This window comes from Solimonas terrae (genome assembly GCF_011067135.1).
In the GTDB taxonomy this organism is placed as follows: Bacteria; Pseudomonadota; Gammaproteobacteria; order Nevskiales; family Nevskiaceae; genus Solimonas; species Solimonas terrae.
The window spans coordinates 93,186-105,823 of sequence record NZ_JAAMOW010000002.1; the positions used below are offsets into that span (position 1 = coordinate 93,186).

At 66.8% G+C, this 12,638-nt stretch carries 9 protein-coding genes; 1 reads left to right on the forward strand and 8 read right to left on the reverse strand.

Features of this window, described 5'->3' with window-relative positions:
- The first annotated feature begins 43 nt into the window (after window positions 1–43).
- Window positions 44–2,707 (forward strand): TonB-dependent receptor, encoded by a 2,664-nt coding sequence (locus G7Y85_RS04040; protein ID WP_166252173.1) that lies wholly within the window; start codon window positions 44–46, stop codon window positions 2,705–2,707.
- 173 nt (window positions 2,708–2,880) lie between these two features.
- On the opposite strand, the gene cofE is transcribed toward G7Y85_RS04040, so the two are convergent.
- From cofE to G7Y85_RS04080, 8 genes are all read right to left on the reverse strand, one after another.
- Window positions 2,881–3,672, reverse strand: coding sequence for a coenzyme F420-0:L-glutamate ligase (gene cofE, locus G7Y85_RS04045; RefSeq protein WP_166252176.1), 792 nt, complete (start codon window positions 3,670–3,672; stop codon window positions 2,881–2,883).
- A complete protein-coding gene (locus tag G7Y85_RS04050; protein ID WP_166252179.1) occupies window positions 3,669–6,152 on the reverse strand; it encodes a bifunctional FO biosynthesis protein CofGH in 2,484 nt (827 codons plus the stop codon). Before G7Y85_RS04050 ends, cofE begins: the two co-directional genes overlap by 4 nt.
- A gap of 114 nt (window positions 6,153–6,266) precedes the next feature.
- Window positions 6,267–7,991: a class I adenylate-forming enzyme family protein gene (locus G7Y85_RS04055; protein WP_166252182.1), complete on the reverse strand. Its 1,725-nt coding sequence runs from the start codon at window positions 7,989–7,991 to the stop codon at window positions 6,267–6,269.
- Between the two features lie 6 nt (window positions 7,992–7,997).
- A complete protein-coding gene (locus G7Y85_RS04060; protein WP_166252185.1) occupies window positions 7,998–9,197 on the reverse strand; it encodes a MaoC family dehydratase in 1,200 nt (399 codons plus the stop codon).
- 70 nt (window positions 9,198–9,267) lie between these two features.
- On the reverse strand, window positions 9,268–9,969 hold the full coding sequence (gene cofC / locus G7Y85_RS04065; RefSeq protein ID WP_166252188.1) for a 2-phospho-L-lactate guanylyltransferase: 702 nt from the start codon (window positions 9,967–9,969) through the stop codon (window positions 9,268–9,270).
- On the reverse strand, window positions 9,947–10,945 hold the full coding sequence (locus G7Y85_RS04070) for an alpha/beta hydrolase (protein WP_166252191.1): 999 nt from the start codon (window positions 10,943–10,945) through the stop codon (window positions 9,947–9,949). The genes cofC and G7Y85_RS04070 overlap by 23 nt, the downstream gene beginning before the upstream one ends.
- 23 nt (window positions 10,946–10,968) lie before the next feature.
- Window positions 10,969–11,613 (reverse strand): NADPH-dependent F420 reductase, encoded by a 645-nt coding sequence (npdG, locus tag G7Y85_RS04075; RefSeq protein WP_166252194.1) that lies wholly within the window; start codon window positions 11,611–11,613, stop codon window positions 10,969–10,971.
- A 104-nt stretch (window positions 11,614–11,717) separates the two neighbouring features.
- The gene (locus G7Y85_RS04080; protein ID WP_166252197.1) at window positions 11,718–12,629 is read right to left on the reverse strand and encodes a TIGR03619 family F420-dependent LLM class oxidoreductase; all 912 of its coding nucleotides are present in this window, start codon (window positions 12,627–12,629) and stop codon (window positions 11,718–11,720) included.
- Between the last annotated feature and the right edge of the window lie 9 nt (window positions 12,630–12,638).

A 12,638-nucleotide genomic window follows, 5' to 3' on the forward strand; every position in this document is an offset into this window, starting at 1 on the left:
CGGCGACGCGGACGAAAGATAAAGAACCGTGAGGAGAGACCGTATGGGCAGTAGCATCAGTAAAGGGAAGCTGTGCGCGTTGACCGTGGGTTTGCTGGCCTGCTCGACAGCGGGTGCCCAGGAACCTGCGACCAGCGAGGCGTCGCAGCCGGCAGCGGAACAGACCGCTCCCGCCGCAAGCGCGACCGCCGACGCAGCGACCGGCACTGAGGCCACGGGCAGCGCCGCTGCCGCTTCCGACGAGCTGCCGGAAGTCATCGTCACGGCCCGTCGTGTCGAAGAAAAACTGCAGGACGTGCCGATCTCCATCACGGTGTTCAACCAGGATCAGCTGTCGAAGCGCAACGTCGTCAGCGCAACCGATCTTGCCAACTTCACGCCCTCGCTGTCGTCGAACAACAACTTCGGCAACGAGAACACCACTTTCGCGATTCGTGGTTTCGTGCAGGACGCCGGCACTGCGCCTTCCGTCGGCACCTATTTCGCCGACGTGGTCGCGCCGCGCGGCCCGACGCAGGGCACGACCGCCGGTGACGGCGTGGGCCCCGGCAGCTTCTTCGATCTGGAGAACGTGCAGGTACTGAAGGGCCCGCAGGGTACGCTGTTCGGCCGCAACACGACTGGCGGCGCCGTGCTGCTGGTGCCGAAGAAGCCGACCTCGGAATTCGGTGGCTATCTCGAAGATTCGATCGGCAACTACGACATGCACCGCATGCAGGGCGTCGTCAATGCGCCGCTCAGCAATAGCGCCCGCTTCCGGCTTGCCTTCGATCATCAGGCTCGCGACGGCTACCTGAACAATATTTCCGGCGTCGGCCCGGATGCCTTCAACGATGTCAACTACGATGCCGTGCGCGCCAGCCTCGTGCTCGACCTGAGCGAAAACGTCGAGAACTACACGATCGCGTCGTACAGCAAATCCGACACCAACGGCAGCGTGCAGAAGTTGATCGCTTGCAATCCGGCGGGCGCCGATCCGCAGTCGCAGGCGGATGTCGGTACCGGTCTCGGCAATTTCTTCGGCGTCTTTTCCTGCGGGCAACTCGATCGCGAGAAGGCGCAAGGTGCCGGCTTCTATGACGTCGAAGGCGCGGCCGACGATCCGATCTCGCGCATCACGCAGTGGCAGGTGATCAACACGACGACCTGGATTGCCAGAGACGATCTGACGGTCAAGAACATCGCGAGCTATGCCGAATTCACCGATCTGCAGCGCTCGCCGCTGTTCGGAACCAACTGGCAGGTCAGCGATCTGTCGCCTGCGTATCAGGGCATCTTCGCCGGCGGCATTCCATCCCTGTTCACCGGCATCTTCGCTCCGCCCGGACTCAAGAGTGCCGATCAGTCGACCTATACCGAAGAGGTGCAGCTGCAGGGCGCGGCGTTCGATTCACGCCTGACCTACCAGGCCGGCGTCTACCTCGAATGGAGCGATCCGCTCAGCAAGGTCGGCAATCAGTCGTCGCAGCTTGCGTCCTGCACGGACCTCGCGACGTTCCAGTGCACGGATCCGCTGGGTGCGACGTTCACGGCGCTTGCGCGCATGCAGGATGCGAACGCGCCGGACACCAACATCGGCGCCGTGAACTACACGGTCGGCGAGACGTCGTATCGTGACCAGGGTGTCTACACGCAGGCGACCTACGCGATCACCGATCAGTTCAAGGCAACCGGTGGCCTGCGTTATACCTGGGACAAGCAGACCAATGACGCAGTGCGTCGGACGACCATCTTCCCGGTCTCGGCCGATCAAGGCACGAATCCGATCACGATCTGCACCGATCCGGGAACGACGGCGAATGGCTGCCGCAACAAGCTGGAGGAGAAGTCCAGCAAGCCGACCTGGATGATCGACTTCGATTACACGCCGGTTCAGGACGTGCTGACCTACGCGAAATATGCACGCGGCTATCGTGCCGGCGGTGTGTTCTCGAATGCCCCCGTCGACAAGCGTACGTTCAACCCGGAAAAAGTCGACAACTACGAGATCGGCTTCAAGACCAGCTTCGACAAGATCGTGCGTGGTACTTTCAATGTCGCGGCGTTCTACAACAACTTCACCAACCAGCAGCTGCAGATCGGCTTCAATGCGCGTGACAACGCGCCGGTGTCACCGACCACGGGCATCGTCAACGCCGGCAAGTCGCGCATCTACGGCGCCGAGGTGGAGTCGACGCTGGTGCCGACCAAGGGTCTGACGTTCCAGCTCAGCTACACCTATCTCAATACCTCGATCCGTTCGATCGATCCGGTCTCGACCGACGATCCGAACTACGAAGCGCAGGTGTCGCAGATCGCGAAGGGCTCGCCGCTGGTGCTGTCGCCGAAGAACAAGCTCAGCATCGCCGGCAACTACGTGCTGCCGCTGGAGCGTTCGATCGGCCAGGTTTCCCTGGGGCTGAACTACATCTATACCGCCCAGCAGACGACCAGCTACACCTATCAGAACCCGGCGATCCTGGCGGCGCTCGGCGGTACGAACTACGGTGTTCTGGCCAGCCGCAATCTGCTCAACGGCAACATCAGCTGGGATCAGATCGCCGGTACGGCACTGGATCTGTCGGTCTTCGCGACCAATCTGACCGGCGAAAAGTATTACCAGTTTGTCCCGGGTCTGGCTTCGCTGCAGACGGGTCTGGAGTTCGCGACGCTGGGTGAGCCGCGCATGTACGGCCTGCGCCTGCGTTACAGCTTCGGCGACATCTGATCGTCGGCGAGTGTCACCAAAGCGGCGGAGCCTTGCTCCGCCGCTTTTTTTTGCACATGGCGGATCGCGCGCGGTCGCAAGCCGATGCGGGCGCACCGGCCGTTGATCGCCGGGAGCGCCGCTCTGCATCGTTCATGGGGAAAGCGCGCGACCGTGAGCGCGCCGCACCGAGATCAGCGGAACAGATCCTGCTCGCGCGGGCGCAGCAGATCACGGACGCCGGAGCCTTCCGCCAGATAGGCGCGCGGCACGCCACGCACGACCACCACCGGCTGTCCTTCGGCAGCTTCGCCGCCGACCAGCGTGGCGCTCGCGCAGATCTGGTCGGCGACTGCGAGCTGGGTGACCTGCAGCACGCGGCCGCTGCGATCGCGGCGGCCGCGCAGATCGACGAGCGCCTGCAGTCCGGCACAGCCGACGCAGCTGCCGCAGACGCCCAGACGCCAAGCGCGTCCGAAGCTGTCGGAGATCAGCACTGCGAGCCGGATGCCGTAGCGGCGTTCGAGCTGCGCACGCAGTGCCCGGGCCGAAGCGTCGGGATCGGCGGGCAGCAGCAAGGCGCGCTCGCCATTCGATTCCGGCAGGTTCGACTGGTCGATCGCGGCATTGGCGACGACGAAGCCCAGCCGGTGGCGCACGATCAGCACGCCAGGCGCGGCGCGCAGGACCTCGCTGGACTCGCGCAGCACCAGCTCGACCAGGCGCGCGTCCTTGCCGCAGCGCTGTGCCAGCGCTTTCGCCTCATCGCCCGGCACGATGTGGTCGAGCTCGACGTAGCGATTCTCGGCCTTGGAGACGATCTTCTGCGCGACCACCAGCACGTCACCATCGTGCAGCGCCGGGTTCGGCGGTGTCGCGATGGCCTCGCCGAACAGCGTCGCGAGATCGTCGCCGGGCCGCACCTCGGGAATGCCGGCGATCGGCAGGAAGCTCAGCGCGCCGGGCGGCGAGGGCGCATCGCTCACGCCGGCACCGGCGCCGTGCGCCGCGCGATCGGTGCGTTGTAGCTGGCACTCAGCGGCGCAGCGCGGTGTGCGCACTCGATCCGCTCGGCGCTGACGTCGCCGTACAGCGTGTTGCGCTGTCGCGAGGGCCGGCCGATGGCCGCGGCCAGCTGCTGCATCTGCGCCGGCGCGAACTCCTGACCGTGCGCGGCACCGGCGGCGCGGCTGATCGACTCGTTCATCAAGGTCCCGCCGAGATCGTTGGCGCCGGACTGCAGGCAGCGCTGCGCCCAGTCGCCGCCGAGCTTGACCCACGAGACCTGGATGTTGCACAGCAGCGGATCGAGTACCAGTCGCGCGACCGCATGCATCAGCAGGGTTTCGCGCAGGCTCGGGCCGCGGCGTGCGCGGCCGCGCAGGTACATCGGTGCTTCCATGTGCACGAACGGCAGCGGCACGAACTCGGTCAGGCCGCCGCTGTCCTGCTGCAGGCGACGCAGGTGCAGGAGGTGACGTGCCCAGTGCACATAGCTCTCGATGTGGCCGAACATGATCGTCGAGGTCGTCGGCAGCCCGGCGCGATGCGCCTGCGCGATGACGTCCAGCCAGCCCTGCGTGTCGAGCTTGTCGGGCGCGAGTTCGCGGCGGATCGTGTCGTCGAGAATTTCCGCGGCCGTGCCCGGCAGCGAACCGAGGCCGGCGTGCTTGAGCTCGGCGAGAAATTCGGCGACGGAAATGCCGAGCGTGTGCGCGCCGTGCGTCACTTCGAGCGGCGAGAACGCATGCACGTGCATTTCGGGCACGGCGTCCTTGGCGGCGCGGCAGATGTCGAGATAGGTCTGGCCCGTGAACGACGGATGGATGCCGCCCTGCATGCAGACTTCGGTGCCGCCGCGTTGCCAGGTCTCCGTCACGCGTCGGCGGATTTCACCGAGATCGACCAGGTAGGGCTTGCCGCGCAGATCCTCGTGTGCGCGGCCTTTCGAGAACGCGCAGAAGCCGCATTTGTACAGACAGACATTGGTGTAATTGATGTTGCGCACGACCGCGTAGCTGACGGTGTCGCCGACCGACTGCCGGCGCTGCCGGTCGGCGGCGGCGCAGACCGCGACGAAGTCGACGCCGCGCGCGGTGAACAGCTCGGCAATCCCGTTTTCGTCGAGTTCGATGCCGCTCGTTGCACGCGCGATGAGCGCGCCGATTTCCGATCGTCGTCGCGTCGTGCCCGGCAGATTGACGCTCTCCCCGCTCGGCGGGGAGAGGGAGTCGGCTCCGGAATGCACGACCAGCGGCACGTCGCGCAGATCGTCGGCGCTCGCGGCCACGGCCGAACCCGGCGACCAGTGGCCGACACGGGCGAGGCCGGCGCCGTCGGCGAGGCGCAGCACCGGGGTCTGCGTTTCTGCCGCCAGCCATTCATCGCGCGCCTGCACGTAGCGCGGATAGACCGTCAGGCGTTCGACCAGATCACAGTCGGCGCGCGCCGTGTCCGCCGCGAGCCGGTCCAGATGCGGCCACGGCGCTTCCGGATTGACATGATCGGGCGTCAGCGGCGAGACGCCGCCCCAGTCGTTGATGCCGGCCGCGATCAGCTCGGTAAGGTCGCCGCCATAGAGATTGGGCGGCGCCTGGATGCTCATGCCGGGCCCGAAGATCAGGCGTGCGACAGCGATCGTCCAGCACAGCTCGTCGCGCGACGGCTCGGGTGCATCGTGCATTCGAGTGCCGGGCTTGGCGCGGAAATTCTGGACGATGATTTCCTGGATGTGACCATGCCGGTCCGCTAGTTCACGCAGCGCCAGCAGGGCATCGATGCGTTCGCGGCGTGTCTCGCCGATGCCGATCAGGATGCCGCTGGTCATCGGCACGCGCGCCTCGCCGGCCAGGCGCAGGGTTTCCAGCCGGTGCGCCGGCAGCTTGTCCGGCGAGCCGAAATGCGGGCCGCCGCGCTCGCAGAGGCGTTGCGACGCCGACTCCAGCATGATGCCCATCGATGGCGCGACACGGCGCAGCCGCGCGAGTTGCGCGGCGTCCATCAGGCCCGGGTTCAGATGCGGCAGCAGGCCGGTCTCGCGCAGCACGAGGCCGGCGACGTGTTCGAGATAGTCGAGCGTGGTGGAAAAGCCGAGTCGTGCCAGTGCTTCTCTTGCCCGTGCATAGCGCCGTTCCGGCTGATCGCCGAGCGTGAACAGCACCTCCTTGCAGCCCAGTGCCGCACCGTCACGCGCGATGCGCAGCACGTCCTCCGGTTCGAGGTAGGGCTTTTCGAGATGGCGCGGCACTTTCGCGAACGTGCAGTAATGGCAGACGTCGCGGCACAGCTGCGTGAGCGGCACGAAGACCTTGCGCGAGTAGCTGATGCGCGAGCCCCAGCCGCGTACGCGCAGTTCCGACGCCAGCGGTGCCAGCTCGCGCCAGTGGTGTTCGAGCAGCGCAGGGGCGTCGGCGTCGGACGGGCGCGCGACGAGCCAGGATTGCAGCATGATGTCTGAGCGCTTCATGGCCGGGCCGCGAAGCCGCTCGCCGTGTCATTCGCCAATGCTGCAGACAACAACGCGTTTTTCCTGTTCTGTGCCATCGGCGGAATGAGCGGTTCGCGTCTGCTTCCGGTCCGCTCAGTTGGCCGCGCCAGCCAGACGTTGCGCGGCGAGCTTGCGCAGCTCGCTGGACTTGATCTTGGCGCTGCCGGTCGTCGCCAGCTCCTCGTCGCGGAAGAACAGCACGCGACGCGGCACCTTGTAGCTGGCCAGTTTTTCCCTGGCGAACTCGCGTATGCCGTTCTCGTCCAGCGAGGCGTGTTCGAACGGCACAATGCAGGCCACGACGATCTCGCCGAGGGTGTCGTGCGGCACGCCGACCGTCAGCGTGATCTTCACGCCGGGGTGCGCGCGGATGACATCGTCAATCTCGAGCGGCGAGACGTTGGCGCCGCCGGTCTTGATGATGTCGTTCAGCCGGCCCTCCCAGTAAAGCCGATTGTCCGCATCGACGTGGCCGCCGTCGCCGGTGCGAAAGAAGCCCTCGTCGTCGAGCGTTTCGTCGAGCGGCACGCCCAGATAACCGAGCATCAGGGTCGGACCCTTGACGGCGATCTCGCCGCGTTCGCCCATCGGCAGCACGACGCCGCTCAGCGGATCGACGATCTTGAAGATGTTGCCGGGCTGCGGCTCGCCGTGGCTCTTGTTGATCCGTTCGCGTGGCGTGCCGGACGGGAAGATCGACGAGATCGTGAACGTCTCGGTGTTGCCGTACGCCGCCATCGGTTCCTGCCAGTCGGTTTTCACGCTCGGATGCCGGCCGAGCGGCGTCGTCGGGTCGACGTAGTGCAGCGACGAAAGGTCGACGCTTGCGAAGTTCGGTGCTTCTTCGAGCTGCTTCCACTGGTGCGGCCAGGCCACCGCCAGCGTGACCTTTTCCTGCTCCATCAGGCGCAGCGCCTCGTCGGCGACGAACGTGCCCTGCAGCACCAGGCTGCCGCCGCTCGACAGCGCGCCGCCGAAGGCCTGCGCGAAGTTGCCGGACCAGAAGAAGCCGTTTGCCGACCAGCAGCGCACGCCTTGCGCGGCCCTGGTGTGGTCGCCGTCGGCCGGCAGCATTCCGTAGAAGCGCAACCAGCGCCACAGCTGCAGGCACACGCCGCGATGCGCGTTCATGATGCCCTTCGGCTTGCTGGTCGAACCGGACGAGAAGAACAGCAGGCCCGGATCGGCCGGCGTCACCGTCGCCGCCGTGGCGTCTATGGTCTCGTCGGCGACTTGCGCGCCGCGCGCGAGGAACTGCGACCAGCCTTCGACCGCGCCTTCGCCGTCACCGACACAGGCGAGGAACTTGAGGAACGGATATTTCGTGCTGCGCACGGCGCCGGCGGCGCCGATGCGGATCGCCGGTTCGAGTTCGAACAGAATCTGCACGAAGTCCTTCTTCAGCACGCGGCGCTCGAGCAGCAGCACCGATACGCCGGACGAGCGCAGCAGGTAGTCGAGTTCGGCCGGCGTCGAGAACGTGCTGATGCCGCTGGCGATGCCGCCGGCCATGGTCGCGCCGAAGCAGGCGCTCAGCCATTCCGGACGGTTGGTCATCATCACGCCGACGCGCTCGCCCTTGCCGACGCCGCAGGCATGCAGTGCCTTGGCCACGGCCGCGGCCTGCGCCCACAGCTCGGCGTAGCTCCAGCGCGTGGTGCCGGTCGCCTCGTGCATCACCAGCGCTTCGTTCGCCGCGTAGCGCGTGGTGACGTCGCGCAGATAGGCGGGCAGCGTCAGCGGGCCGAGGCCGGTTTCCTCGGCGAGCGGCAGACCGCGGATGACGGAGGGCGATGACGGGCTTGCAGCGCTGTTCATGGTGTTTCAGCCAACGGGTAGTTCGACATGTGCGACGGCATCGACCAGCGTGCCGCCGTCCTGATTCCTGAGCTTGACCTTGACGATCACCAGCGGCACGCCCCAGCTGCTCTCGGCCTGAGTCTCGATGACCTCGGCGTCGAAATAGGTTACATCGCCTTCGAAGGCGGGACCGCGGAAATCCGATTTGGCGTAACGCACGAAACCCTTGTTGCCGGCCCAGTAGGCAAGGTAGTCGACCACCCAGGCCTGCATCGTGGCGCCGTAGCCGTAGGCGCGCGCCATGCCGATCTCGCCGGCCTTCTCGTCGTCGACATGACCGCGCGACGGGCCGAGATACAGGCCGTCGCGCTTGCGCGGATCGATCCTGGCGCCTTCCTCGTCGAAGCCGAAGCCTTCGACCCAGCCCGGGTCCTGATTGATCCACGGGTCTTTCACGCCCGGCACACCGACCCACTCGAAGCTGCCCCAGGCGTTGAAGATGAAGGCGCGATATTCGGTGGAAAACGAGGCGATCGAGTGCGGGCCGATCACGCGCCGCGGCAGGCGGTCACCGACCTTGACCGAACCGAACACCGGCGAGACGCCCATGCGATTGGAAAGAATCCAGTCGTGGCGCAGCTGGTCGATTTCGGCGAGCTGCGCCGCCGTCCATTTCGGTTTCGGCGGCAGCTTTTCCGCGTACATCTTGCGCTTCTCGGCTTCGGCGGCGAGATAGCGGATCGTCGTCGAACGCGATTTCGCGACCGGCGTGCCGTGCTGATTGCGATGCAGGGTATCGCCGCGCTGGAACACGGTCGGGCCGGCGAACCTGGTGTCGGCGACCTTGTAATCATGGAAGCGACGCTCCTGGAACAGCTGATCGCCCGGACGCACGCGATAACCGTAGTACCACCATTCCTCGCCGCCGAAGATCAGATGCGAGCCGGGAATCCTGCCGACGCAGGCCGGTTGGCAGCCGTGGCCGAAGTCCAGCGCCACCGCCATCGACTGCGGCGCCACCAGGCCGCCGAATTCCGAGGCGCGCGCGAACTGCTGATCCCAGTGGATCGGATTCGGGTAGTCCATCGCCATCACCCAGCGGCGGATGTCGCTCGCGGCGCAAGGCTCCCAGAGCTGTCCGCCGCCGACGAGCTGGCCGACACGGTGATCGACGTCGCTCAGATCGAGCCTGAGCTCGCTTTCCGCCGCGGCTGAACCGGCCATGGATGTCTCCTTGTCTTGTTATGTGAGCGAGTGCTTTCGCCCATATTATGAACAACAGTGTTGATACAGGCTATCGCCGCCGCCGGCCGGCTTCATCGGCACCGCGGAACGGCACTGGTGCGCCGGCCAGCGCGGCACGCAGGGCATCGTCGAGGTCGCTGCCTCGGCGGCGCAGCTCGTCGAGATCGTCCGGTTCGTCGAGATCGAGCGACAGGGCATCGCTTTCCAGTACACGCGTCCGCAGCTCCCTGCGTCGCGCGGCGGCGAGATGGCGGTGCAGGCTGTCCGGCCCGAACAGCGGCGTGATGGCCGACGGTGGCGAGCACAGCAGCGCATTGGTGCCGATGCGATGACGATCCGGAACGACGACGACGTCGGCGTCGACGGCTGCCGCGCAAAGCGTCTCGATGGCGGCCGGGGTCACCAGCGGCAGATCGCCGGCGATCATCAGCAGCGCTTGCGGCTGCCCCGCCTGCAGTTGCGCGATCACCGCCGAGAACGCGGCGGCGGTTCCGGTTTCAGCGCTCTGCAATATCGGCCGCGCGCCGAGGCTTTGCGCGAATCCGGCGATTTCCGTGCTGGCGGTCGCCACCGCGACCTCCGCGACTGCGTCGGTGGCCTGCAGTGCGCGGATCACGCGTGTCGCCAGTTCGAACAGCAACCAGCGGCGTTGCGCGGCGTCGAGCTGATCCGCGAGCCGCGTCTTGGCATGCTGCGGCGACTTCAGGGGGACGACCGCCCATAGCCGATCAGGACGCGGCGCGTCGGGCATCGCCGGGTGTCGTGGACGGCTGCGCCGCGAAATATTGCCGCAGCGCCTGTTTGAACCAGCCGACGAAGAACGCGTTCGCCGCGCGGCTGATCGCGGCCTTCGGCGCGATCACATCGAAGCCGTGGTAGGCGCGCGGGTACAGCTCGAACGCCACGGGTACGCCCGCAGCCTTGAGCCGCTCGACATAGGCGATCGTTTCGTCGCGGAACGGCTCGAGATCGCCGACGAAGGTGCAGGTCGGTGGCAGGCCGTGCAGATCGTCGGCGCGCGCCGGTGCCGCGTACGGCGGCACGTCGCCGCCGTGCAGGGCGCCGAGATAGAGCCGCCAGGCCACGTCGTTGGCGGCCGTGTTCCACACCGGTGCGTCGTTGGCGCGCGCCGACTCGGTGATCGCGCGATCGTCGATCATCGGATAGATCGGCAGCTGGAAGGCGATCTGCACGTCGCCGCGGTCGCGCGCGTACAGGCTCAGGGCCGCGGTCAGTCCGCCGCCGGCGCTCATGCCGGCCACCGCGATCTGGTCGTCACGAACCCCGAGTTCGGCGGCATGCGCTTTCAGCCACAGCAGCGCGTCGTGGCAGTCGTGCAATGCCGCCGGATACGGTGCCTCGACGCTGAGCCGGTAGTCGGGCGCGACGATCACGCAATCGCCCGCCGCGATCAACTGCCGGTAGGTCGTCACATCCTGCTCCGGCACGCCCATCGCATAACCGCCGCCGTGCAGCCAGAGCACCGCCGGCCGGCCGGCGCGGGCCTCGCGCGCTCGATAGACGACGAGACGTTGCTCACCACCGTCGCGACGCGGAATCCGGACCTCGGTCGTCCACAGGTCCTTCGGCCTGCGCCCGGCGAGCAGGCGCTGGTTGAGCCAGTTCAGGCGCCTGAATTTGGCGGGTGTCGGCGCGCCGAGCAGCAGGCCGATGAGGCGCGCCGGCCAGCGCAGTTCGGGGTCGATCATGTCGGAACGGATATTCATGGCGTGACGCAGCGTACGTGGTTTCAGGCGCCCGTGATGCGGATGCCGACGCTGCGCCCTTTCTGCTGGCGATTCAGGTGCAACAGCAGCGGCGTCAGCGATTCGATCGCGATCGCATTGCGCAGGGCGCCGACATCGAAGCAGCGCACGCCGAGATCGCGAATCAGCGACATGGCCTTTTCGAGGGCCACCTTGTCGTCGGAGCAGGCGAGCACGTCGCAGTCGATCTCGTGCGAGAGATCGCGCAGGTGCACGGCGCTGACGTGATGCATGGCGGCGACGACCGGCGTTGCCTCGCCGAGAATGGCTTGCGCCTCCAGCGCCGCGGCCTGCCCGGCAGGCAGGTTCACGGTGCTGATCTTCGGGGGCTGCAGCGGCACGGTGATGTCGATCAGCACGCGCCCGGCGAGCGCCGGCTGCAGTTCCTGCAGCGTCGCCGCGTGCGCCGCATACGGCACGCTGAGCACGGCGATTTCGCTGGCCGCGACCGCCCGCTCGTTGCTGCCGCCGCGAATGTCGCGACCGACTGCCTTGCCGAGCTCGGCCGCCGCGGCTTCAGCCTTGGCACTGTCGCGCGAGCCGACGAAAACCTCGTGGCCGGCGTGCGCCCAGCGCAGCGCCATGCCGCCGCCTTCCTTGCCGGTGCCGCCGATGACTGCAATGCGCATCAAGAACTCCTCAATCGAAATACCGGAAACAGGTTCTGCAGGCCGTCATTGCGTTCTCGCGACGACGAACGTGCAGTGCAGGCCGTGCGTCCGCGAACAGCGGTTCAGCCTGGCAGCTTCGCCAGCACGTCGGCTGCGAAGCGCCGTGCGTTGTCGCACCACTCGGCGCGGGTCGCGCCCTTCACGTTGACGGCGCAGCCGCTGACCCCCATCGCCGCGAACTGGCCGATCTTGTCGATCAGTTCGGCGGGCGACAGCTCGCCGCCGGAGTTGATGCTGGCGAGCTGGATGAGCGGCGTCGTCGTGCGGCCGATTTTCTCGCAATGCTCGCGCAGATAGGTGAGGCCGCTGGCGAGATCTTCCTCGTCGGCCATCGCCGTGGTGCGCGCGGTGCTCGACAGCTGCGCCGGCGTGAAGAACGGATTCCAGCCGTCGGCGAGCTCGGCGGCGCGGCGGATCGCGCGTTTCGAATTGCCGCCGACCAGCAACGGCGGGTGCGGCGTCTGTACCGGGCCGGGTTTGATGCGATTGCCGAGCGCTTCGTAGCCTTCGCCCTTGTGGGTGAATTCCTCGCCGGACAATGCCTTCTTCAGCGCGATCAGGTAGTCGTCCATGATCTCGTTGCGGCGCTCGAAATCGACGCCGAGCGCCTTGTATTCGCCCTTGAGATAACCGGCACCGAGGCCGAGCGTGACGCGGCCCTTCGAATACAGGTCCAGCGTCGCCACCATGCGCGCGGTGATGAACGGGTTGCGGTACGGCAGCACGAGGATGCCGGTCTGCAGGCGAAACGTCGTCGTCGCGGCGGCGACGAACGACAGCATCACGAACGGGTCCTGTGCGTAGTGCCCGCCGCCATCGAGCCAGCGGCCGGTCGGGCAGGGATGGTCGGTGACGTTGCCACCGGCAAAGCCGAGCTGCTCGGCGAGCTGAGCGACTTCGACGACGGCCTCCGGCGTCAGGAATTCCTCTGGATGTTCGATGTGGTCGAACGGCAGCGTGACATTGATCTTCATCTTGATCTC